General features: G+C 62.8%; 29 protein-coding genes. 15 read left to right on the plus strand and 14 right to left on the minus strand.

All coding sequences use genetic code 11. The features are described 5' to 3' along the window. The first annotated feature begins 2 nt into the window (after positions 1-2). On the plus strand, positions 3-1064 hold the full coding sequence (locus tag FJ418_RS20915) for a YihY/virulence factor BrkB family protein (protein WP_140868843.1): 1062 nt from the start codon (positions 3-5) through the stop codon (positions 1062-1064). 17 nt (positions 1065-1081) lie between these two features. On the opposite strand, the gene FJ418_RS20920 is transcribed toward FJ418_RS20915, so the two are convergent. After that, positions 1082-1294, minus strand: coding sequence for a hypothetical protein (locus tag FJ418_RS20920; RefSeq protein WP_140868845.1), 213 nt, complete (start codon positions 1292-1294; stop codon positions 1082-1084). 80 nt (positions 1295-1374) lie between these two features. Between FJ418_RS20920 and FJ418_RS20925 the strand changes: the two genes are divergently transcribed. Beyond that, positions 1375-1635: a hypothetical protein gene (locus FJ418_RS20925; RefSeq protein ID WP_140710110.1), complete on the plus strand. Its 261-nt coding sequence runs from the start codon at positions 1375-1377 to the stop codon at positions 1633-1635. A 502-nt stretch (positions 1636-2137) separates the two neighbouring features. On the opposite strand, the gene FJ418_RS20935 is transcribed toward FJ418_RS20925, so the two are convergent. The 7 genes from FJ418_RS20935 to FJ418_RS20965 all read right to left on the minus strand — a co-directional run bounded on the left by FJ418_RS20935 (position 2138) and on the right by FJ418_RS20965 (position 6905). Continuing rightward, on the minus strand, positions 2138-2425 hold the full coding sequence (locus tag FJ418_RS20935) for a DUF982 domain-containing protein (protein ID WP_140785403.1): 288 nt from the start codon (positions 2423-2425) through the stop codon (positions 2138-2140). A gap of 28 nt (positions 2426-2453) precedes the next feature. After that, a complete protein-coding gene (locus tag FJ418_RS20940) occupies positions 2454-2756 on the minus strand; it encodes a DUF982 domain-containing protein (protein WP_140868848.1) in 303 nt (100 codons plus the stop codon). Positions 2757-3073: 317 nt separating this feature from the next. Then, positions 3074-3586 (minus strand): ferritin-like domain-containing protein, encoded by a 513-nt coding sequence (locus tag FJ418_RS20945; protein WP_140640919.1) that lies wholly within the window; start codon positions 3584-3586, stop codon positions 3074-3076. Positions 3587-3742: 156 nt separating this feature from the next. Further along, complete coding sequence (locus FJ418_RS20950) at positions 3743-5053, minus strand: Nramp family divalent metal transporter (RefSeq protein WP_140868851.1); 1311 nt, start codon at positions 5051-5053, stop codon at positions 3743-3745. Between the two features lie 228 nt (positions 5054-5281). Further along, positions 5282-5491: a hypothetical protein gene (locus tag FJ418_RS20955; protein ID WP_140868854.1), complete on the minus strand. Its 210-nt coding sequence runs from the start codon at positions 5489-5491 to the stop codon at positions 5282-5284. Between the two features lie 199 nt (positions 5492-5690). Beyond that, positions 5691-5984 (minus strand): hypothetical protein, encoded by a 294-nt coding sequence (locus FJ418_RS20960; protein WP_140640923.1) that lies wholly within the window; start codon positions 5982-5984, stop codon positions 5691-5693. 201 nt (positions 5985-6185) lie between these two features. Further along, complete coding sequence (locus FJ418_RS20965; RefSeq protein ID WP_140868857.1) at positions 6186-6905, minus strand: Crp/Fnr family transcriptional regulator; 720 nt, start codon at positions 6903-6905, stop codon at positions 6186-6188. Between the two features lie 317 nt (positions 6906-7222). On the opposite strand from FJ418_RS20965, the gene FJ418_RS20970 reads away from it, so the two are divergent. Continuing rightward, positions 7223-8473 (plus strand): trimethylamine methyltransferase family protein, encoded by a 1251-nt coding sequence (locus FJ418_RS20970; protein ID WP_140868860.1) that lies wholly within the window; start codon positions 7223-7225, stop codon positions 8471-8473. 59 nt (positions 8474-8532) lie between these two features. On the opposite strand, the gene FJ418_RS20975 is transcribed toward FJ418_RS20970, so the two are convergent. Further along, complete coding sequence (locus tag FJ418_RS20975; RefSeq protein ID WP_140640927.1) at positions 8533-8736, minus strand: CsbD family protein; 204 nt, start codon at positions 8734-8736, stop codon at positions 8533-8535. A gap of 445 nt (positions 8737-9181) precedes the next feature. Here FJ418_RS20975 and FJ418_RS20980 point away from each other — a divergent pair, with 445 nt between their 5' ends. From FJ418_RS20980 to FJ418_RS20990, 3 genes are all read left to right on the plus strand, one after another. Continuing rightward, complete coding sequence (locus FJ418_RS20980) at positions 9182-9595, plus strand: HD domain-containing protein (RefSeq protein WP_140651983.1); 414 nt, start codon at positions 9182-9184, stop codon at positions 9593-9595. 465 nt (positions 9596-10060) lie between these two features. Next, positions 10061-10270, plus strand: coding sequence for a cold-shock protein (locus tag FJ418_RS20985; protein WP_140640931.1), 210 nt, complete (start codon positions 10061-10063; stop codon positions 10268-10270). 262 nt (positions 10271-10532) lie between these two features. After that, complete coding sequence (locus FJ418_RS20990) at positions 10533-10742, plus strand: hypothetical protein (protein WP_140640933.1); 210 nt, start codon at positions 10533-10535, stop codon at positions 10740-10742. A 140-nt stretch (positions 10743-10882) separates the two neighbouring features. Here the strand turns inward: FJ418_RS20990 and FJ418_RS20995 are convergent, their stop codons facing one another. After that, positions 10883-11146, minus strand: a complete 264-nt coding sequence (locus tag FJ418_RS20995) for a hypothetical protein (RefSeq protein WP_140640935.1) — start codon at positions 11144-11146, stop codon at positions 10883-10885. A gap of 351 nt (positions 11147-11497) precedes the next feature. On the opposite strand from FJ418_RS20995, the gene FJ418_RS21000 reads away from it, so the two are divergent. From FJ418_RS21000 to FJ418_RS21025, 7 genes are all read left to right on the plus strand, one after another. After that, positions 11498-11740: a hypothetical protein gene (locus tag FJ418_RS21000; RefSeq protein WP_140640937.1), complete on the plus strand. Its 243-nt coding sequence runs from the start codon at positions 11498-11500 to the stop codon at positions 11738-11740. Positions 11741-11778: 38 nt separating this feature from the next. Beyond that, positions 11779-12870 carry a PAS domain S-box protein gene (locus FJ418_RS21005; protein ID WP_140868863.1) on the plus strand — a complete coding sequence of 364 codons (1092 nt, stop codon included), beginning with the start codon at positions 11779-11781 and terminating at the stop codon, positions 12868-12870. Positions 12871-13013: 143 nt separating this feature from the next. Continuing rightward, positions 13014-13373 carry an SPW repeat protein gene (locus tag FJ418_RS21010; protein WP_140855291.1) on the plus strand — a complete coding sequence of 120 codons (360 nt, stop codon included), beginning with the start codon at positions 13014-13016 and terminating at the stop codon, positions 13371-13373. 142 nt (positions 13374-13515) lie between these two features. Beyond that, a complete protein-coding gene (locus tag FJ418_RS32000; protein ID WP_181167017.1) occupies positions 13516-13683 on the plus strand; it encodes a hypothetical protein in 168 nt (55 codons plus the stop codon). Positions 13684-13903: 220 nt separating this feature from the next. Further along, positions 13904-14344 (plus strand): hypothetical protein, encoded by a 441-nt coding sequence (locus tag FJ418_RS21015; RefSeq protein ID WP_140710126.1) that lies wholly within the window; start codon positions 13904-13906, stop codon positions 14342-14344. Continuing rightward, entirely contained in the window at positions 14328-15233 is a 906-nt protein-coding gene (locus FJ418_RS21020; RefSeq protein ID WP_181167018.1) for an HTTM domain-containing protein, read from the plus strand. The genes FJ418_RS21015 and FJ418_RS21020 overlap by 17 nt, the downstream gene beginning before the upstream one ends. Further along, positions 15230-16399 (plus strand): SdrD B-like domain-containing protein, encoded by a 1170-nt coding sequence (locus tag FJ418_RS21025; RefSeq protein ID WP_140868869.1) that lies wholly within the window; start codon positions 15230-15232, stop codon positions 16397-16399. The genes FJ418_RS21020 and FJ418_RS21025 overlap by 4 nt, the downstream gene beginning before the upstream one ends. 74 nt (positions 16400-16473) lie before the next feature. On the opposite strand, the gene FJ418_RS32005 is transcribed toward FJ418_RS21025, so the two are convergent. Together FJ418_RS32005 and FJ418_RS21035 are read right to left on the minus strand one after the other, a co-directional pair. Then, on the minus strand, positions 16474-16938 hold the full coding sequence (locus tag FJ418_RS32005) for a hypothetical protein (protein ID WP_181167019.1): 465 nt from the start codon (positions 16936-16938) through the stop codon (positions 16474-16476). Between the two features lie 323 nt (positions 16939-17261). Then, positions 17262-17729, minus strand: a complete 468-nt coding sequence (locus FJ418_RS21035; protein ID WP_140651974.1) for an Lrp/AsnC family transcriptional regulator — start codon at positions 17727-17729, stop codon at positions 17262-17264. Positions 17730-17871: 142 nt separating this feature from the next. Here FJ418_RS21035 and FJ418_RS21040 point away from each other — a divergent pair, with 142 nt between their 5' ends. Then, the gene (locus tag FJ418_RS21040; protein WP_140868872.1) at positions 17872-18612 is read left to right on the plus strand and encodes a tryptophan 2,3-dioxygenase family protein; all 741 of its coding nucleotides are present in this window, start codon (positions 17872-17874) and stop codon (positions 18610-18612) included. A 280-nt stretch (positions 18613-18892) separates the two neighbouring features. Further along, complete coding sequence (locus tag FJ418_RS21045) at positions 18893-19315, plus strand: DoxX family protein (RefSeq protein ID WP_140640953.1); 423 nt, start codon at positions 18893-18895, stop codon at positions 19313-19315. 93 nt (positions 19316-19408) lie between these two features. Here FJ418_RS21045 and FJ418_RS21050 read toward each other — a convergent pair whose 3' ends face one another. Beyond that, the gene (locus tag FJ418_RS21050) at positions 19409-19714 is read right to left on the minus strand and encodes a hypothetical protein (protein WP_140651970.1); all 306 of its coding nucleotides are present in this window, start codon (positions 19712-19714) and stop codon (positions 19409-19411) included. 77 nt (positions 19715-19791) lie between these two features. Beyond that, positions 19792-20061, minus strand: a complete 270-nt coding sequence (locus FJ418_RS21055) for a hypothetical protein (protein WP_140640957.1) — start codon at positions 20059-20061, stop codon at positions 19792-19794. Positions 20062-20253: the final 192 nt, after the last annotated feature.

The following is a 20253-nucleotide window of genomic DNA, read 5'->3' on the forward strand; positions in this document are numbered from 1 at the left end:
AGATGCCGCGCTGGCTCGACGAAGGCTGGATACTGCTGAAGGAAAGCGTCACCGGCTATATCGATGACAATGCGCTGAGCCACGGCGCGGCGATCGCTTTCTACGCCACCACTTCGCTGGCGCCGATCCTTTTGATCGTCGTGGCGATCGCCGGTGTCGTCATCGGCAATGATGCGGCCCAGATCGCGTTGTCAGCCGAGATTTCGGGCGTGATGGGGCCGCAAAGCGCCGACCTTCTGAAGGCCACTGTCGAGAGCGCCGCGCAGCGCTGGTCGAGCACGCTTGCCACGCTCATCGGACTGGTGACGCTTTTCGTCACGGCGTCGGGCGTCTTCGGCGAGATGCAGCAGTCGCTCAACGAAATCTGGAAGGTGAAGCCCAATGGCGTGTCGCTGTCGCGCCTTGTGCGGGCGAGGGCGGCGAGCCTCGGTCTCGTCGCGGCGCTCGGCTTCCTGCTGCTGGTATCGCTCGCGGCAAGCACGGCGATCTCGGCGCTGAGCGAATTGATCAACCGGCGCCTGCCGTTCGGTGGCGTGATCGTCAGCGGCGTCAACACGATCGTCTCTTTTGTCCTGATCGCGCTGCTTTTCGCCGCGATCTACAAGGTCCTGCCGGACCGCACGCTCAAATGGCGCGATGTCGGCATCGGCGCGCTGGGCACCGCGCTTCTCTTCACCATCGGCAAGTCGCTGATCGGCTGGTATATCGGCACCAGCGCCATCGCCACCTCCTACGGTGCCGCCGGCGCGCTGATGGTCGTTTTGGTATGGGTCTATTATTCGGCGCAGATTTTTCTCTTCGGCGCCGAGATCACGCGCGCCTATTCGGTGCGCCGCGGCAGCCGGCGCGACCTCGCGCCGGTCATGGCAGACGCAAACGACCGGGCTGCGCAGCGCCATGCCGAACAAGTAGCCAAACCCGAGACGGCGATGCCGGCCAGCGCTGGCACAGTCAGCAGGGAGGCTCCTCGGTCACCGGCATTCGGCGGCGAGATCGTCGCATGGATTGTCCTCAGCAGCTTGGTCACCCTGCTTGTCACACGGGTCCTGCGCCGCGAAGGCTGATACCAACCTCGGACGCCTTACCGCCGTTCTTCCTGACGTTTCTCGATTTCGTAGGATAGCCAGCGGCAGAACATGCCGATAACCGAGGTAGCGGCTCCGCCGAGCAGGCAAGCGATCAGCAACGGACTTTTCGATGCGCTGTCCCAGCTGACGATCGCCAGCAGCGTCACGCTCACCGTGGAAATCAGATACCCTGCACCCTTGAGAAGATGAAGCGACGATCTGGTCATGCTGGCCCGCCTTGCAATGGAACTGACAACCCTGATCGAGGTTCCATTTCAGTCGTCCGTAGCTGGCAGGAGCAAGGAGGATGTTTGGAACCGGCTATCATGTGGTCGCCTCAGACCGGGAGGCAGGCATGGTGGGTCACGGAATAGCCGAACCTGCCGAACTGGCAATTCTGGCGAATGCACTCAATGCTTTCTGCGTGAAACACGGCATTGCCGGCGAGATCGAGCGCGAACAGGTTGCGCTGAAAATCATGTGCCTTTTCAGGCGGGGCGTCATTGACCCTGGCCAGCTATCGGCGGAACTCGAAAGCTGGGCCGGCAACAACCGACGTGCCGGGTAGCCGGGCCGGGCGAACCCTGCAACCTCACGCCGACGAGGCGGATTCTTGTGGGACGATTTGACGAAGATTTGAGTCCCTTCTTCGTCAGCTGTTTGAACGCCCACCATTCGCGATTGGTGGGCGTCCGTTCGAAGACAGGTCATCCAGTTCAAGGGACGAGACCGGATGACATGCTGCACCGCATATCAGGTGGCCGTAGTTTGGCATACGCGATATTCGCTGCTCGCGGTCCTGCTAGCTTTCGGCACGTGCATTGAGGCGCTTTGCCGCAAGATACATTACTGCCGACGCGGCACGGTTCCTGTCCCAGCCCGCAGCTTCCGCCTGTGCTAGCAGGCCATCGAGAGAGCCAGCCAACGCTTCCTGGCAATCGCTGTCGTATCGGGCGGCGTTTACCTCATGAACGGGTTTTCTAATGGCTAGTTCTGCCATCGAAGGTTCCTCATCATTTATCCAGGTTTGGTGCGAGGCGCCCCGACAATGGTCGTGGGCGCTCCGATCATCATTGGTGATGTGACGGCTGGGCTTTTCCGATGGCGGGAGGGATTGCTCCGTCCTCGACCAGGATATCCTTCCTGCGCGCGAACGCGGCGAAAACGCCTCGCGCGGTTTCCGCGTCGACGTCGCCAACCAAGGCCGCCTTACAGGCGCGGATCGCCGCTTTCTGCTCCGGGCTATTGCCGCACCAGTCGATCGCGAACTGATAGGCATCGACGACGGTGTTCAGTTGCCGGGGAAAGCCCAGTCCGACCCAAACGCGAAGGGGTTTCTCGAAAGGTTTGGAAAGCATCGCGAACTCCCATATAACCGCGATACTTTCAAACAGTCAGTCCGCCGCCGCGGCCGCCTTTGCCGGTCATCCATGGCAAGGGGACGCTCACGTCCTCAAGAATTTTGACCGACTTTGCGAAACCGCGAAAGGCATCTCTGGCGGCAGTCAGCGGATAGCCGCTGTCGAATGCCCGCTGGCAGGCACGAAGGGCCGTTTCAAATATGGGTCCGCGCCTGTTTCTGGGCCACGCGTAGAGAAATTCCAGGGCATCTTCCAGGCACGCGATTTCCTGGATGAGGCTGTTTTCGGTCTTCACGAAAACAGGGCTGTCGAATATCCGATCGTTCATAAGGTCCTCCAATCGAACGAACAATTGAGTTTAGGCGAAGGCTTGGGACCGACAGCGGCCAAGCCCAGCGGCGATATGGGTTTGTGGGTTTTGACCGTCAAGAGCTTCCCGGTCGCTACAAGAACCGGCGCGCCAATTCTGTTACCCGCAACGGCTTTATCGGTCCTGCAACTCGGCGTGATCGTTGGGTGTCGTGGGCAAGGGCGGTCGCCATTCGATTGAAAGTGGGTCCAACAAGTAGCAGCGAGCCCCGGCAATCTGCCGGGGCTCGCTGGAAGCTGGACCAAGGGAAAGCTGCGCCCGGGCGCGGATCGTCGCTACGCGGCTTCAGCCGCGACATTGACCGCGGATTCGGCGAGCTGGGTGAGCGCTGCGTCCGTTTCCTTTTCTTCGTTCAGCGTCTTGTCGAGCAGGGTGACGGCTTCGGTCAGGCCGAGCTCCTGCGCCCAGGTCCTCAGCGTGCCGTAGCGCGAAATCTCATAGTGCTCGACGGCTTGAGCAGCGGCCAGCAGACCTGCGTCGAGCGACGGAGATCCCTTGTACTCGTCCATGATCTCGGCGCCTTCCTCGGTGATGCCCATAATGGCGGCACACGTCTTGCCGGCCGGCTTCTTGTCGATCACCTCGAAGACTTCCTCGAGACGCGCGACATGTTCTTCGGTCTGGTCGCGATGTTTTTCGAACGCGGCCTTCAGCGCGTCATCCTGTGCCGCCTTGGCCATCTTCGGCAGCGTGGCGAGGATCTTCTTCTCGGCGAAATAGATGTCCTTCAGCGTGTCGTGGAAAAGTTCGTTCAGGCCCTTGTTCGAGGCCGCCTTCGTCGTCGCCATATCTGCATCTCCTGGTGAGGTTGGATCATCAACAACACGGCCTGACTGAACTTGTTCCAGAAAGAAATTCATGCGGGGCCCCGCCCAAAACATCATTTGTTATTGACCTGGCTCTGGTATGGAAACGGGCCGACGGTAAGGCGGTTCGCAGCCCGTCTATAGGAACCACTGCGCCACGAGCCCCACCGACGAGGCTGCCATTGTCAGCGTCGATAGCCAGCCAAGCGCCCGCAGCCAGCCTTGCAAAGGGAGCTCCCCCATCACTTCCTTGCGGCCGGCCATCAGCATCATGACGATCATCACGGGAACGGCGCATATGCCATTGATGATAGCGCTCCAGTAAAGCGCCTTGATCGGGTCTATCGGTGTGAACATGATCCCGGTGCCAAGAGCGGTCGCGGCGGCGAGCGTCGCGTAGAACGCCACGGCTTCCTTCGGCTTGCGCTGCAGCCCGACCGGCCAGCGCAGCGCTTCGCCGACGGCGAAAGCCGCTGACCCAGCCAGCACCGGCACAGCCAGAAGCCCGGTGCCGATAATTCCCATCGAGAAAATAATGAAGGCGAATTTTCCGGCCGCCGGCTCCAGCGCCTTTGCCGCGTCTGTGGACGAAGCAATGTCCGTCACCCCTGCCTTGTGGAGGGTGGCGGCCGTGGTGAAGATAATCGCGATGGCGATCAGATTCGAAAAGGCCATTCCGACCAGCGTATCGGCGCGTATCCGCCGGAAGGCTCTGGGTGCCTGCCACGGCGCCCACCTCAGCGGCTTGGCGGTTGGCTTGAGCTCTTCCTCTTCAACCTCCTGCGAGGCTTGCCAGAAGAACAGATAAGGCGAGATCGTCGTGCCGAGGATTGCCAGCAGCGTGGTGAAGAAGGCGCCGCTCCATTCGATGTGCGGAATGAACAGCCCTTTGGCCGCGTCCGCCCAAGGCACATTCGCGGCGAACATCGCGGCAACATAGGCGAACAGACTCAAGGTGGTCCATTTGAGGACTTTCACATAGCGGGTGTAGTCGAGGAAGACGATCGCGCCTATACAGACGATCGCGAAAGCGATCACATAGAGCGGGCTCGGCCCGCCGACGAGCAGCTTCAATGCATCTGCCATGGCGCTGAGATCGGCGCCGATATTGATGACGTTGGCGAGGAACAGCAGCATGACGACCGCGTAAAGCAGCGAGGCCGGATAGTGCCGGCTGAGATTGCCGGAAATACCTTCGCCTGTGGTGCGCCCGATACGGGCGGCGATCTCCTGGATCGCGGCCATCAGCGGGAAGGTGAACAGCATGACCCAGCCGATGTTGAAGCCGAGCTGGGCGCCGGCCTGGCTGTAAGTTCCGATACCAGACGGATCGTCATCGGACGCGCCGGTAATGAAGCCTGGCCCGATCGTGCGGAGGAACCGCTGGAACGGGCCCTTTGCCGGCGTGTTGCTTTGTTCTCCCTCGACCTGGGAACCGACCTCGGTCATTGCCGGCCTTTCCAGCTTCGCTCAAGCGGGAAAGAAGCGGCCGTCGGGGCGACGGGCTGCGCAAGAGGCTGGGTGAGGCTGTTCCACATAAAATGAGCACCGGCTAATGAAGGCATGATGTAACCGGCGGACATGACGTCGGTTCCACCGGGACCGCCACCTTGGCATCGCGGCCACACGGTCATCATCAACATTTGTTTGGCCAGCCCGCATTTGCGTCGGCGCCATCTAGCTTCTGCGGCCCACGACCTTGAACCCGAACACACCGGGGCGAAGCCGCGTCAGCTCGACGACCCGGATCCATTTCGCGGCGTCGCCGCGCAGCGTGACCTCGACCCCGAGCGCCCGTCGGGCAGCCTCGAACGGCGCCATCGCCTCGACGGCGTGGCTTGCAAGGACGGTCTTGCCGTCCAATTGCTCGACGCGATAGGCCCTCATTGCGCCGGGTCCCCGCAGCCATGCGAGTTTGAGCGGCAACGCGAGGCGTTGAAAGTACATTTGATATGAGGGGCGGCTAATTCGTCACGAATTGCAACGAGTAGGTCGCAACATCGCTGCAGGCATAGGGCCGCTCTTTAAGTACAGCACGTGCTGGACGCTCGCTCCGGTGCGGGCGTCCAGCGCTCTTCTGAGACGCTCAGTTATTGCCGGCGAGGTCCCTGGTCGCCTTGCAGAATTCATCGTGGGACTTCGCGATGGTCTCGTCTGCGCAGTCTTTCTTCATGGACGCGCGATCCTCTTCGGTAAGCGCCATCCAGGCTTTCTTGAACTCATCGCCCGGCCTCATGGTTTTCATGCCGGCATCGGTGAAGAAGGGCGACATTTTCTGGGGATCGTCCAGCGCGGACGTTCCGGTGTTCGCGCCGGCAAATGCCGAGCATGTCATGACCGAAATCGCGAACGCACTCATCAAGATCACTTTGGTTTTCATGGTACGCGTCTCCCTGCCTAAAAAATCCGCATCGAGATAGCGTTCTTGACGCGAAATAGTTCCAGCTAGCGGACGAAAAACAAGCAAGGCAATCGAGTATCATTCCCATCGCCTGCCTGGCGCACGGCGGTCCGGGCAGATTGTTCGCAGTTTTCACCGATTGACGAAGAAGACCGTGAGGATTTGACCCGTGAGTTCCGGCTAACGCGGCTCTCTCGTCATCGAGAGATAGGTCGGGTCGAACTCGGCGATCTGCTGGAGCTTCTGCCAGTCGAGGATCGTCACCGTATGGGCCGCCCAGGCGATCACGCCGCTGTTGCGCAGCGCGCTGATGACGCGGTTCATATGCACCACCGACAGGCCAAGCACATCGGAGAGCTCCGCTTGCGAAACGGGCAGATGGAAGCTCATGCCGTTGGTGCGCTTGACCACCTGCAGCCTGACGAACAGCTCGCAGAACAGATGCGCCAGATGCGAGACTTTCGAGCGCCGCCCCATGGCGACGATCCACTCGCGGTGGATGGCGCCGTCGATCGGCGTGTCGAGCCACAACAGCCGCGTCAGGTGCGGCGCCCGCTCGGTGATGCTGCGCAGCTTCGAATGGTCGGCCAGGATGACGCGGCAGGGCGAGAGCGCGATGACGCCATGGTCCATGGTCTTCAACAGGAAGGCGTAGAGGTCGACGAAATCGCCAGGAACCTGCAGCGAGGTGAATTGCCGGCCGCCATCGGCAAGCACCTTGTAGCGGGCAGCGAGGCCGTCGAGGATGAGTGTGCTGTAGGCCGGCCGCGATCCCGACGCGACGATATCCTGCCCGGCGGCGAAGCTGCGCTCTCCCGCCATCAAATTGCCGAGCAGGGATTGCTCCTCATCCGATAGGCTGTCGTGCTGGCCGAGATTCAGGAAAAGCGATTCAAGCATTCATGTCTTCCATGAGCGGGCCGAGCGGCCCGGTCACAGGGGATGTCACAAGGGATTCAAGAACAGGCACGTTTGACGAGGTATGGGGTTAGACAGAGCGCGCTAACATTTGATACTTCGGCGCCTTTTCCCCGGCGAAATGCCGACGAACGCATTGCGGCCGGCGTCGCCGGATCGCCAGGGGCCTGCCGTTCCCGATGCCATGCCTTTCTGGAAGCGACGCAAGGTGGCGCGCCAGGAGCGTCGCGAAGGCAAGCCAAATCCGGATAATCCGATCCGTCGGCGCCGTCGAACCTTTTGCGCCGGCCGGGGGATGCATGTCGGCTTCATTGATTCGTGAACATCGCGTGGCGGCGGATTTCATCGCCGCGTCCTATCGTGCCGGGTGCGACGAGGCCGGGCTCGAGACGATCGAGAAAGCGGCCGACCGGGTGCTCGAGGAAACCGGCATCCGCTTCCTCGACGATCCGCAAACCCTCGACATGCTGAAGCAGGCGGGCGGCGTGGCGAGCGGCGATGTGGTGCGCCTGGATGGAGCCGAGCTGCGCCGCATCGTGCGCCGGCATGCGCCAGCAAGGTTCCTGCTGCGCGGCAGGAACCCGGCGCGGGACACGCCGGTCGGCGAAGGCGCGGCGCCCGTCCTCGCGCCGATCTATGGCGCGCCCAATGTCGTGCTCGACAATGGAACGAGAGTGGCCGGCAGCCGGCGGATCTACGGCGAGCTCGTCGCCGCCGCGCATGCCGCGCCGGGGTTGACCAACACCGGGCAGATGATCTGCGTCATGGAGGACGTCGCCGAGGACCGGCGGCCGCTGGAGATGCTGCTTGCGCATCTCACCCATTCCGACAAGCCGTTCATGGGCAGCATCGCTTCGCCGGCGGCCGCCGAGGCGGTGATCGACCTGACCGCGGCCGCGATCGGCCGGCCGGCGCTCCCCGGCGAATGCAATCTTGTCCACCTCATCAACGCCACGCCGCCGCTCACCTATTGGCCGAACCCGTTGAAGTGCCTGCGGGCGATCGCGCTGAAGGGCGAGGCGAGCATGGTCTCGTCCTATATGATGATGGGCGCGACGGCGCCCGTCACCGTGGCCGGCGCGCTGATCCAGGGCTACGCCGAGGTGCTGGCCGGGCTGGCGTTGGCGCAGCTCTGGCGCCCGGGCGCGCCGGTGGTGATGGGCATCCTCGCCTATCCGTTCGACATGCGCCGGATGCAGCCCAACTTCGGCGACCCGGCTTCGCAGCTCGTCCAGTTCTACGCCGCGGAACTGGGCAGGCGGCTCGGCGTGCCGGCGCGGGGCGACGGCGCCGTCACCTCGGCCAAGGTCGACGATGCGCAATCCGGCGCGGAAGGGGGCAGGGTGCTTTCGGCCGCGCTGTCCTCGGGCGCCCATTTCATCCTGCATGCCGCCGGCTGGCTGGAGCAGGGCCGCACGGTGTCGCGCGAAAAATTCCGCCGCGACGCCGCGGCGCTGGCGGAACTCCGCCTTGGCCGGAGGGCAGAACCGCCCGCGCCGCTCGAGCGAGGGATCGAGATGGAGCTACGCGACCGTATCGATCGCGCCTGAACGGCCAAAGGAAAAGGCGCTGCCGCGAGGCAACGCCTTCGTTTTCGGGAAGCCGGCTGCTACCAGCGCTGCATGTTATACCAGTCGTCGATGTCGCGGCGCACGCGATCCTTCTCCAGGCCGTAGCGTTCCTGGATCTTGCCTTCGAGCTGGTCGCGCTTTCCCGCAATGCGGTCGAGGTCGTCGTCGGTGAGCTTGCCCCACTGTTCCTTGACCTTGCCCTTCATCTGCTTCCAATTGCCTTCGACGCGGTTCCAATCCATTGCCGGACCTCCTGTTGGACACGGAAGGCTAACGGCAACGCCGTCGCGAGGTTCCTGCCGAAAAGCTTTTCTGCGTCGAGATCCTGCACCGAGCCCAACGACATGGCCGAAGGAGGTTTCATCTGGCGGTCATATTGAACCGGCAAACTGGCAAGCGCTGAACCAGGCCCCTCCGGTCAGCATGTTCCCAAGACTTCTCTTGCCCGGCTCCTGGTCCGGGCTTTTTTTTAGGCGCCGCTTCGAAGGGGTGCCACAGATGGCCTGACCGTTCTTAAAAATCCGCGAGCAGCGGAACATTCGCCTGGCGCCGATGTTCTTGAATGCAGGATGGCGCGCAGCCCGCTTCCCCCCGCGAAAAGCGCGCCACCCGGGGCTCAGGCCCGAGCAAGCCCGCCTCGGCCGTCCCTCGCCGGGACGGGCTTTATTGTGACGAGATTGGAAGACCATGCTCCACGAAGCAGCAAGGATCGCTGAAGAGGCCCATCGCGGACAAACGGACAAGACCGGCCGGCCCTATATCGAACACTTGCGACGCGTAGCCGATGCCGTCGAAACGCTTGATGAAAAGACCGTCGCTTACCTGCATGACGTCATTGAGAAGGGCGAGGGCTGGACGCTCGACCGGCTACAGTCGGCGGGTTTTGGATTCGTGGTCGTGGCTGCCGTCGATGCGCTGACGAGGCGTCTGGACGAGAGCGAAGAGGGCTTCATCTGCCGCGCCGTCTCCAATGAACTGGCGCGGCCGGTAAAGGAGGCGGATCTCAAGGACAATCTTTGGCAGGCTCACCAGGCGGGTGCTCCGGCGGAGAGATACGAGACCGGCCTGACCATCCTTGATCGTCTGGATGCAAGGGGCTGAACTTCGAGGCTGCGATGCGATCGCCTTGGCCTCGCGAACGAGCGAACTCCAGTTCAAGCCGACCAGATTGAGTTCGAGCGCCTGCGCTTCGCTTATTTCCGTTTCGCTCACCAGCCGCTGCACGAACTCGTCCAAGGGAAGGGTGGTTCTCATTCCAGATCGGGTTCCAGGTCGGTCGTCGTCCGCCGTTGCCCTTTCTCTTCCAAGGTCCAACGCCTTGTCGGCTGGGCTCGTTGCCCTCGGCTGGTTGGCTCTCGATCGCAACACCATCTTCGGAAGTATTATTTTGAAAAGCCTTGTCGATCAGGAAATTTAGCGCTATGTATGGAAAATCGATCTTGCTGAAAGAACGTTGTTTTCGCGCTAAATGGCGCACTTACGATCTTCCCTCTCAATTTCGAAGATAGCGTCGCTCGGCGATTGTCGGGCGCGTATAATTTTGCGTCGATTTGTAAGGAGATCGCAATGACTACTGGAACGGTGAAGTTCTTCAATGCCACCAAGGGTTTCGGCTTTATCGAGCAGGGCGGCGGCCAGCCGGACGTGTTCGTCCATATTTCAGCCGTGGAGCGCGCAGGACTGCGCTCTCTGGTCGAGGGCCAGAAGGTCAGCTTCGACATCGTGAAGGATGCTCGCAACGGCAAGAGCTCGGCAGACAATCTGCAAGCCGCCTGATCACAGCGCCTCGGGGTCCTTTGACCACGGATGTACTGGCATCGGCCGCACACGCGCGTTGGAGAAGGTCGGGCTGTGCCCGGCCTTTTTTGTTCTAATGCATGTCGCGCAAAAGTGACCTCGGTTTGCGACAACGACATGCATCAAGCAACGACCTAAAGCGCGTCGCGTGAATCCGTTTCGACGCGACGCGCTTTAGGCAATTCCTGGAAAAGTGTGACGCGCTTTTTCGTCCGGAATTGCGTGAAACAAGGAGAAAACAATGAAGTCGCTACCGGATACCGGCCTGTTCAAGCCGGTCCCATCCCGCACGGAAGCCAAGACCGACACGACGTCCCGCGTCGCGCGACAGATACAAGACCTGGAAGCGGCTGCCCGGGCTGCCAAGACAAAGCGGTTGCGCGAAGCCAGGCTGGCGCAAGAGGCCGACGCACCTCCCGTCGCGCCGAAGAAACCAGCCCGCAAGCGCTAGCCAGCAAAGGCTGGCCGGCAGGTCATACTGCGAGAGCAGGCAGGAGGAAGTTTCCAGGGCGCCTCGATTGGTTGAACGCAGCGGCCTCGACCCCAAGTTCGCCAATCGCATGACGCGACTGATGGGGGAGAGCGAGGTTTTTACGCGCCCCGGTCCACCTGAAGCAGGTGTTCCATGGATCCGTCTGGCAAGGATCGCTCGCTGAGCGCTCTTTCCAGATCGTTGCGATTGTCGCGGCCGCTGGCATCGGGCAGGTCGAGCGCGGTAAGCGCCTGTTCATCGAATTCCACGATCGCCCCATAGAGTTGCGCGACTTGCAGAACCAACTCCTCGATGTCCTCGCGGGCTATGTTTTCGGCGAGATTTAGGAGCCTTATCTCCTCAGCCACCACGACCAGATTCACGACTCCGTGAGCCCACAGGGCGGTCTGTACCCGGCTGTGGGCGTCGTCTCTCAGCTTGTTTGTATATCTCATCCGCATGGAAAACCCTCCCTTTCACGGACGGTTTGTCCCTTTGACTCGATGATGCTCCCCTGGCCCTGGAATGGCAAGTGGAAATTAAAAAAATAGAAATGATATCAGCCAGTTATGATAGAGCACGTAGTGCTTGGTAGACGCATCGTTGGCATCGTTGGTCTGTTGCGGTTTTGACTCACAGAGCGACCTTGACGTTTCATTGGACGTAACCTAGTTAACTGCAAAATAAGACACATACTAACTCGTGGCATTTGTAGCCTTTAAAGGGAGGCACACGTGGCTGAACTTGAGCGTCCGCAGCGTTTGCAGATCATGCTCAATGACGAAGAACTCGCGGCTCTGGAGAACTGGCGCTTTGAAAAGCGCATGCCCAGCCGTTCCGCGGCGGTGCGGGAGCTTTTGCGCCGCGGCCTCGCCTCGGAAGGGTTTCTGATGGCGGAAATCGGGATCAAGTCGCAGGATTTCGGCGTCGTGCGACCGGCGAAAGCGCACGGCGACGCCGAGAACTCGGCCGATTAGGATGTTGCCTTTATGCAGTCCGGCGCTACCTTCAGCATATGACAAAAATCGGGGGGATTATCCGCCAGGACGCAAGCGCTGACGCACGCCTGGCGGCCATCGTCGATTCTTCCTACGATGCCATCATCGGCAAGGATCTGAACAGCATCATCACCGATTGGAACCAGGCGGCTGAGCGCGTCTTCGGCTACAGCGCCGAAGAGGCCATCGGCCAGTCGATCCTGATGCTGATCCCCGATCATATGCAGAACGAGGAGAGCGAGATCATCGCTCGGATCCGCGGGGGTGAGCGCATCCCTAGCTTCGAGACCACCCGAAGGCGCAAGGACGGATCGCTGGTTGCCGTTTCGCTGACCATCTCGCCGATCAAGAACAGTGCCGGCGACATCGTCGGCGCATCGAAAATCGCCCGCGACATCACCGCCGCCAAGGAAAGCGAGCGCCGCATCCGGCTTCTGATGCGCGAAGTCAACCATCGGGTAAAGAACCAGTTCGCGGTGATCCTGTCGATGGTCAGGGAAACCAGCAAGCGCTCGACCGATCCTGTCGAGTTCGAGCAGATGATCCGCTCGCGCATCATGGCGCTGTCGCGCTCGCACGATTTGCTTGTCACCTCGGAATGGGCCGGCGCCAGCCTTTTCGACCTGATCCAGGAGCATTTGAAGCCCTTCGGCCACGAAGAGCGCATCTCGCTTTCCGGGCCGCTGCTTACGCTGCAGTCCAATGCGGTGCAGAATCTCGGCATGGCCTTCCATGAGCTCGGCACCAACTCGGCCAAATACGGCGCGCTGGCGGCCGAGGGCGGCCGCGTCGAAATCACCTGGAAGGTCGAGGCCGGCCCCGAGGCGCAGCGGCGCTTTCATCTTCTGTGGCACGAGACGTCCGGGGCGACAGCAAGCGAAGCCGGGCGGAACGCGGCCGATCGCAAAGGTTTCGCCGACCGCAAAGGTTTCGCCGACCGCAAGGGTTTCGGCACGGTGGTGCTGCAGCGGGTGGCGCCGCAGTCGCTGAGCGGTTCCTCAAGCCTCGAACGCGCTCCCGGCAGCGTGAAGTGGGAGCTCGACGCGCCGCTCGAGGCAATCGTCGTGCCGCAGCTGGGGGCGGAGGACGAAACCGACTTCAGCCTCTGAGAGGCTGCGCTCGCTGGCGCGCGGGGCTGCCCACCCGGTCGGCACCTTGCAGCTTCATAGAAGCGTAATTACATCAATGGCTAAGCGTGCGATGTCCACGCGAATGCAATTGCTTTGGTCAAGCTTCATCCATGGAGGTTGTCATGGCAAGCAAACTGATGGAAGCAAGAAAGAGCCAGGACTGGATCACTCTGGTCCTCGCGATTTGCCTGTTCATCTCACCCTGGGTCATCGGATTCACCGCGGCGATGGTGCCCGCGTGGAACGCCTGGATAGTCGGCGTTCTGCTCGGCGCGGTGGCGCTGGCGACGCTTTCGGTGTTCGCCGAATGGGAGGAATGGGTAAACGTCGTCCTCGGGCTCTGGCTGATCGTGTCGCCCTGGCTGCTGGGCTTTGCGGCCGACACGCATGTCATGGCCACGCACGTCGTGCTCGGCGTGCTGGTGGTCGCGGCATCGGCCTGGGCCGTCTGGGACTTCCGTCATCCCCACGCGCATGCGTGAGCGGTGACTGAGCGGGAGCCCGCCGCGCAAGCGGCGAGCCCCTGGTATTGCGGTATCGGGGCATCGGGCTGGACGGTGATTGCGGCGTTCACGCAATTGCTGCAACCGGGAACCTTTTCGTGCATTCTTGGGAATGGTCTCGATGTTCAACCCCGACACCCCCGCCAAATGCTGCTCCTATTGCGGCGGCCGCGACCATGATTTCGAGGAATGCCCGAAGCGAAAGGCCGACGCGGAGAAGGAAAAGGTGGCGCGGGCGGCTGACGCTATGCCTTTGTTCGCCAGCGAAGATCCCGCGGCAAAATCCTAGGGCCGCGATCCTTCGCGCCCGCTGTCCCGCCGACATCCACGTTGTCCGCTCCAGCACTCATCCGCTCGGGAGCACCCGCAGCCTCCGCAAAGATCTTGCCCTTGATCCCGCCTCGCGCCATCGAGGCACGGTCGGGCGCCCGCGCGCCGCGCCCTGACTTTTTCTGGGATGGTCGCGGAACGGCGTTGATCCGGTCTATGATCACGACGGGGGTGCGCGGGTGGCGGACATCATCTCGATCAGAACAGGCGCGGAGCCTGCCGGACGGCTGTCGGCGGGACGCTTGCGGCTGGCCGCCTTCACGGCGATCACCGCGTTCATGATCGCCGGTCCGGCCGCGGAGCAAATCTTCGGGGTGCAGACGCCATGGCTGCGCTCCTGGACCATGTTCAGCGCGATCGGGCTGGGCATCATCGACGCTTCCTTCGAAATCCGCCGGCCCGACGGCGCGCTCATCCCGCTCGACCGTTTCGAGATGCTCGGCGCTCCTCGCGGCGGCAGGCTGAAGCGGATCGCAAGCCGCGAGGAACTGGCATCCGTCGTCAAGCGGCTCTGCACGGCCGCCGGGCAGGGCGCCGACATCCGCGTCCGCGCCCGGCTGGGCACGCGCAGCGGCTGGCAGATAATCCATACCGATGCCGAAAATGCCTGCGCCGGCTGACGCGATCACCGATTGGATGAGCTGGCGTTCGGCGCACGCCGTGGCGGCGCGCTTCGTCGGCTGGGCGGTCGATACGGAGGGATCGTCGCGCTCGTCCGCATTGATCCGCATCGGCCTGGCCATGCTGTTCTGGTCGCGGTGGGCGGGCGAGTTGCTGCTCTACAGGGACCAGTCGGCGATCGGCCTGTTTCTGGCAGCCAACTTCTTCGTCGCGACGACGCTGCTGTTCGTCGGCTATCAGAGCCGCGCCGCCGCTGTCTGGGCCGGATCGGTCGGGCTGGTGATGTACTACTATTTCGGCCACCAGCTTGGGCGCGAGCCCTGGACTCACCACCATACCTATCTGCTCGCCGTCGCGGCACTTCTCGTCGCGCTCACCCCATGCGGCCGCTCCTATTCGCTGGACCGCTACCTGGCGGTGGCGCACGCCGAGCGCATGGGCATTGCGCCGCCGGCGGAGCGTGGCAATTTGTGGGGGCTGCGGCTGATCGTGCTGCAGCTATCGGTGCTCTATTTCTTCGCCGCCTTCGACAAGTCGAACCATGCCTTTCTGAGCGGCGCGCGGATCGAGCAGATCTTCCTCTGGTTCTATGCGGGTTCGGATTACCCGGCCGGCCTTGCCTTGCCCGCTACGATCGTATCCTTCGGCGTGGTCGCGCTCGAATATGGCTTTGCCTTCGGCCTGCCGTTCCGTGCGACGAGGCGCTATCTGGTCCTGCTGGGTCTGGCCTTTCACGCCATCATCTATCTGACGCTGCCGGTCTATACGTTCAGCGCGACCATGGCGTTGCTCTATCTCGCCTATTTCGATGCGGATGCCGTGGACAGGATTATCGCGCGGCTCCAGGGGATCGGACCGACACCGACTGCCAGAGGGGAAATTTCGTGAAGCGTGGTTTGTTGTTCCCGGGCGCCGTCGTCGTCGCGGCCACCGGCCTGGCCATAGTCTGGGGCTCGGCGCGTGCCGGCAGCGCGGCGGACTATTATCCCAGGCGCGCGTGGGACGCCTTCAACGGCGGCCAGATGAACACGTCGATCCTGGTTTTCCGCGACCGCAACAGGAACGGGATCTACGATCTCGGCGACCGGCCGATGTCGCATGTGGCCGTCGAGCTCGGCAAGCCGAATGGCGACACCATCATGCGATGGACCAATGTCAGCGGCTTTGCCAACTTCCGGATGTCGGTTCTCCAGCGCAATCTCGAGGTTGTCGATCCCGGACATTATTCGTTCCGGGTCGTGCCTCCGCCGGGCTTTTCCGTCACCACCGCAAACGCGTCCCAGGAAAGCGATTATGCGGCTTCCCCCGGCTCGCCGGGCGACATGATCGCGCAGCGCACGACGCATCCGGTCGGCCTTGCCGCGGACCTGACGATCAGCGGCGTAGCCGCTCCCGGGGCGCGGATTTCCCTCACCGGGCCTGACGGGGCAGGCGTCGCCGCCAAGGTCGATCCGGATGGGCGCTTCAGCGCGCCCGTGACATCAGGCGAATGGCTGGTCGAGGTTTCGGCAGACGGGGCGACTGAGCGGCGCAAAATCGTGGTCGGCGAGGCGCCGGTCGTGCTCTCCGCGTTTTCGGGCAAGGGCGGGTCTGCCGAGGAGCCGCTGCCCCGACAGCACGTCGTCGGCTTCGACGACCTTATGACGACGTCGGGCGTGTTCGAAATTCCGTCCGGCTATGGCGGGCTCGACTGGTACAATCTCGTTGCCATGCACCAGCGTTTCACCGACGGCCCGGGTTACATCAACACGACGATGTCGGGCGAATTCATCGCCTATAACAGCTCAGGCCACCCCGGCCAGGTGTTCAGCGACAAGCCGTTCGATTTCACGGGCGCCTATTTCGGCGTCGGCTGGAACGACGCCGAGGGCGAGACGCTTGTTCTCAAGGCCTGGCGGGGCGACCAGCCGGCCTATGAGGATCAGCTTGTGCTGTCCGCGAGCGGCCCGGTCTATTTCGCGGCCGACTACACGCGCATCACGCGGCTCGAGATCCGGACGCGGCACTCCTGGCAGGCCGCGATGGACGACTTCGCCTACCGCACCGGTCCGTAGAGCAATTCCAGGAAAAATGCGCAGCGGTTCCGTTTGATCCGCTTCGGCGCGACGCGTCTCCAGGTCAAGCCGCGTCAGCAAGACGATCGCCAGGAAGCGCCGCAGGAACCGACGTTGCCGGAATGGCCGGAACCGGTGTTGTGATGGCCGGCGCCGCCACCGCCGCCCGAACTGCCATTGCCGCCGGTTCCACCATTGCCGGCGCCACCGTTGCCACCATTCCCGGCGGAGCCGCCGTTGCCGGTTCCACCGTTGCCGCCGTCGCCGCCATTCCCGCCGGAGCCGCCATTGCCGGCGCCACCGTTGCCGCCATCGCCGCCATTGCCGCCGGAGCCGCCATTGCCGGCGCCACCGTTGCCGCCATTCCCGCCATTGCCGCCGTTGCCAGCATTCCCGCCGTTACCACCATTCCCGCCATTGCCCCCTGCGGCCTGAGCCAGAAGAGCGCGGTTGGCGTCCTGGATGAGCGCAGCCGGGTCCATCGACTGGTGGACTCCGTCCCGCGGCTCCGACAGGACCGACGCGGCGTGGGTTGCCATGGCCGTCGCCAGCAGCATGGTCGATGCGAGCAGCGCCGCTGCCGAATTGCTTCTGAGTTGTGGGAAAATGGGGCGCGCGATGTCGGCATTCGCCGCCGATGTGAAAAACCGCGGATGCCCAGCCGACAAGACAGGCTCCGCCCCGATTCTGCTTGAGATGATATCAGCCACCCGCATACCCCCGATCCCGACTTATAGACCGGTTCGGCGCGCGTTCTTCGACCATGCCAGAAAAAGTCAGGGTTCGGCGTGGTGCCCGTGCGGCTCGCATCCGCGGTTCGGTTTGGGGAGGGCCGCCGAGGCCTCAAATCACCTTGCATCTCCTAAAGCGACGCACGCGCCGCCGCCTCGGCGAACGAGATGTCGCCCTTGATCTCGCGCATCGCCATCGAGGTGACGGTGCGGCGAACGCCAGGCAGCCGGCTGAGCTCCTCGCGCAGCATCCTGTCCAGCGCCCTCATGTCGACGGTGACGATCTGCAGGAGATAGTCGGCCTCGCCGGTCGTGGCGTAGCAGCGGCGGATCAGCGGGTGTTTCCTCACCGCCGCTTCGAAGGCGTCCGACACTTCGAAGTCGATCGACACCTGGATGAAGGCCTCGATGCCGAAGCCGATCGAAGCGGGATCGACACGGGTGGAATAGCCGCGGATGACGCCGGCCTCTTCCAGTGCCTTCACCCGTTTCCAGCATGGCGTCTTGCTCAGGCCCACTTCCTCGGCCAGCTCTCCGAAAGAGAGGCGCGCGTCGCGCTCGAGCGCTGCCACTATTCTGCGGTCGAGAGCATCCAGCATCGATCGTTCTCCGATATGGCAAGAATGATGTAAAATTGTCCTTCATTTCACGCTATTTGGATAACAGAAAGGAACAATGTTCAAGCACAAAGCGCTATCCTTGCCGCACGGTCGAAAACCCCGCCTGCGAGGAGGCTGCGTCATGGACAAATCCGACTACCACGCCCGCATCGAGGCGCCCGAGATGCGCGACTACGGCGTCTATCTGCAATGCGACAAGCTGCTCGCCTGCCAGAAGCCGCTTGCCGACATGGTCAACGCCGACGAGTTGCAGTTCCAGATCGTGCACCAGGTCGAGGAATTGTGGATGAAGCTGATCGCCTACACGCTGGTCGATGTCCTCGACTATCTGGAGAGGCAGGACACGCACCGCATCGTCACGCTGATGGGTCGCGTCCACCGGCTGATGCGCATGATGACGGCGCAGCTCGATCTCCTGGAGACCATGTCGCCCAAGGAGTACCAGCAGATCCGCCTGCAGCTCGGCAATGGCAGCGGCCAGGAATCGCCGGGCTTCAAGCTTTTGCTGCGCCTGCCGCCGGATCTTTGGCGGGCCTTCAAACATGCCTATCTCGATGGCCGCGGGCTGACCGTGCAGGACATCTATGACGAGCATTACGACCACGGCGATGCTTACGTCGTGGCCGAGGCGCTGATCGAATTCGACGAGCTGTTTCAGAAATTCCGCGCCAATCACCTCTATCTGATCCACCGCTCGATCGGGCTCGGCGCGAAGTCGCTGAAGGGCCGGCCGGTGGAAATCCTCGAAGGCGGCGCCCGCCACCGCTTCTTCCCCGAGCTGTGGGACATACGCTGCGACATGACCGATCGCTGGGGCGCCGAATACGGCACCGTGCGGGAATCGATCAGCCATCCGGGCTGAGCCCTCTTCCTCGCCCCGCGCGAAGCGGGGGGAGAGGTGGCCGCGTAGTGGCCGGGAGAGGGGCCTTCGTAGAGCGCAGAGTTGGCGGGAAGGGCTCGCCGCGTGGCGTTCATGCTGCCGCCGCCGGCGTAGCCCCCTCTCCGTCGCGGCTTCGCCGCGCCACCTCTCCCCGTCTGCGGCAGGGGCGAGGAAGAGGGCGCTCCAAACAATTTTCCCATCCCTGTCGGAACCATCTCCCTCCGCCCGTCCTTGGGGCATCAACAGACAAACCCGGAGGAACATCGTGGAAACGCAATCGACCTGGCAGACCGCCGCCATTCTCGTCGCCCGCCTGATCTTCGCCGCCATGTTCGCCATGGGCGTCGCCTTCAAGCTGATGGATATGGGCGCCACGGCCGGCTACATCGCCGCCGCCGGCTTCCCGTTCCCCCTGTTCCTCGCCTGGTGCGCGGCGATCCTTGAAACGCTGCTGGTGATCGCCTTCCTGACCGGCGCCTTCATGACGCCGCTGGCGCTGATCGGCGCGGTTTATGTCGTCTTCCTCGGCTTTGCCTTTCACGGCCCGTCACACTGGACGGCGGACCAGGCCGAGTTCGGCGCCTTCATGTCGCATTTCCCATTCGCCGCCGGCCTGCTCTACGCCGCGGTCCACGGCCCGGGCAGCGTGCTCGCGCTCAAGCAGGGTTGGCCGGGCCGGGCATGACCCTTCCTTCTCCCCGTTCTACGGGGAGAAGGTGCCCGAAGGGCGGATGAGGGACGGCGCCTGCATTTCCGGGCAAGGCGCCCTCCCATCGCCTCACATCTGGTCGTTATACGGCTCCTTCATCTGCCCGACCATGCGGGCCAGCTTGGAGAAGGATGGCATGTCCGCTTCCGGCTGGCACTGGTTGGCGAGTTCGAGCAGGCGGATCGGGAAATTGATGGCGTCGCGGTTCGATGCCGAGATCGCCTCCGAGCGCTCCTCGCCGGTCTCGCCGGCTTCGGCCTTGCGCAGCGCGATGTCGATCTCCTCGACGCTGAGCACGCCTTTCTTGACGAGCACATGGTTGATTGCGGCGACAGCCATCAGCAGGCCCTCGAGCTGGAGATTGGCGACGTTCATGGCGTTCCTCCCATTGACCTCGCCTCAAGAACGCATGAGGGGCGTTTCCGATCCGGACGGGGGAAAGCCGGCGCGGTTCAGGCCTCCATCCACCGCTCGCCATATTCGCTCCAGAGCTGCCTGATCTCGCGGTTGCCGAGCGGCGGCGTCTGGCGGTCGCCATAGAAGACGGCGACGGCGCTGAGGTCGTATTGGCCCTCGGCCTGGGCGATGAAGCGGATCGCTTCGCCGAGTGGTCTCGAATGGAAGATCGGATCGGCCTGGCCTCGGCCAAGGCTGCGAACGCCCGAAATGCTTGCAGGTACATGCCGCATCCGAAAGACGGATGCCATGGCAGGTCTGTCCATGCCGCTCTCCGCGATTCCCTTGGGGAATGATCCCATAAGCTCCGGCTAATGACCAGCCCGGGGGGACAACCGGCCACAGCAAGAGAGCGGCCAAGAGAGCGGCAAGGCACAACCGTGAAACGAAAAGACCTGGAAAGAAAGGGCCGGGCGCAATAGCCCGGCCTTCCTTTCCGCGCGGCCGTCGCAAGCAGC

It is taken from the genome of Mesorhizobium sp. B2-8-3, from assembly GCF_006440815.1.
Lineage (GTDB): Bacteria > Pseudomonadota > Alphaproteobacteria > Rhizobiales > Rhizobiaceae > Mesorhizobium.

Bases quoted from the DNA above. Each gene is read 5' to 3' on its own strand.
- FJ418_RS20955 (WP_140868854.1), bottom strand. From the start codon at position 5,491: ATGAGGGCCTATCGCGTCGAGCAATTGGACGGCAAGACCGTCCTTGCA.
- FJ418_RS20945 (WP_140640919.1), bottom strand. From the start codon at position 3,586: ATGGCGACGACGAAGGCGGCCTCGAACAAGGGCCTGAACGAACTTTTC.
- FJ418_RS21020 (WP_181167018.1), top strand. From the start codon at position 14,328: ATGCCTGCGCCGGCTGACGCGATCACCGATTGGATGAGCTGGCGTTCG.
- FJ418_RS21040 (WP_140868872.1), top strand. From the start codon at position 17,872: ATGGACAAATCCGACTACCACGCCCGCATCGAGGCGCCCGAGATGCGC.
- FJ418_RS20985 (WP_140640931.1), top strand. From the start codon at position 10,061: ATGACTACTGGAACGGTGAAGTTCTTCAATGCCACCAAGGGTTTCGGC.
- FJ418_RS20915 (WP_140868843.1), top strand. From the start codon at position 3: ATGCCGCGCTGGCTCGACGAAGGCTGGATACTGCTGAAGGAAAGCGTC.
- FJ418_RS20970 (WP_140868860.1), top strand. From the start codon at position 7,223: ATGTCGGCTTCATTGATTCGTGAACATCGCGTGGCGGCGGATTTCATC.
- FJ418_RS20935 (WP_140785403.1), bottom strand. From the start codon at position 2,425: ATGCTTTCCAAACCTTTCGAGAAACCCCTTCGCGTTTGGGTCGGACTG.
- FJ418_RS20965 (WP_140868857.1), bottom strand. From the start codon at position 6,905: ATGCTTGAATCGCTTTTCCTGAATCTCGGCCAGCACGACAGCCTATCG.
- FJ418_RS32000 (WP_181167017.1), top strand. From the start codon at position 13,516: ATGTTCAACCCCGACACCCCCGCCAAATGCTGCTCCTATTGCGGCGGC.
- FJ418_RS21055 (WP_140640957.1), bottom strand. From the start codon at position 20,061: ATGGACAGACCTGCCATGGCATCCGTCTTTCGGATGCGGCATGTACCT.
- FJ418_RS20950 (WP_140868851.1), bottom strand. From the start codon at position 5,053: ATGACCGAGGTCGGTTCCCAGGTCGAGGGAGAACAAAGCAACACGCCG.
- FJ418_RS20920 (WP_140868845.1), bottom strand. From the start codon at position 1,294: ATGACCAGATCGTCGCTTCATCTTCTCAAGGGTGCAGGGTATCTGATT.
- FJ418_RS21050 (WP_140651970.1), bottom strand. From the start codon at position 19,714: ATGAACGTCGCCAATCTCCAGCTCGAGGGCCTGCTGATGGCTGTCGCC.
- FJ418_RS21010 (WP_140855291.1), top strand. From the start codon at position 13,014: ATGGCAAGCAAACTGATGGAAGCAAGAAAGAGCCAGGACTGGATCACT.
- FJ418_RS20925 (WP_140710110.1), top strand. From the start codon at position 1,375: ATGTTTGGAACCGGCTATCATGTGGTCGCCTCAGACCGGGAGGCAGGC.
- FJ418_RS21005 (WP_140868863.1), top strand. From the start codon at position 11,779: ATGACAAAAATCGGGGGGATTATCCGCCAGGACGCAAGCGCTGACGCA.
- FJ418_RS20960 (WP_140640923.1), bottom strand. From the start codon at position 5,984: ATGAAAACCAAAGTGATCTTGATGAGTGCGTTCGCGATTTCGGTCATG.
- FJ418_RS20940 (WP_140868848.1), bottom strand. From the start codon at position 2,756: ATGAACGATCGGATATTCGACAGCCCTGTTTTCGTGAAGACCGAAAAC.
- FJ418_RS20975 (WP_140640927.1), bottom strand. From the start codon at position 8,736: ATGGATTGGAACCGCGTCGAAGGCAATTGGAAGCAGATGAAGGGCAAG.
- FJ418_RS21035 (WP_140651974.1), bottom strand. From the start codon at position 17,729: ATGCTGGATGCTCTCGACCGCAGAATAGTGGCAGCGCTCGAGCGCGAC.
- FJ418_RS32005 (WP_181167019.1), bottom strand. From the start codon at position 16,938: ATGGCAACCCACGCCGCGTCGGTCCTGTCGGAGCCGCGGGACGGAGTC.
- FJ418_RS20980 (WP_140651983.1), top strand. From the start codon at position 9,182: ATGCTCCACGAAGCAGCAAGGATCGCTGAAGAGGCCCATCGCGGACAA.
- FJ418_RS20990 (WP_140640933.1), top strand. From the start codon at position 10,533: ATGAAGTCGCTACCGGATACCGGCCTGTTCAAGCCGGTCCCATCCCGC.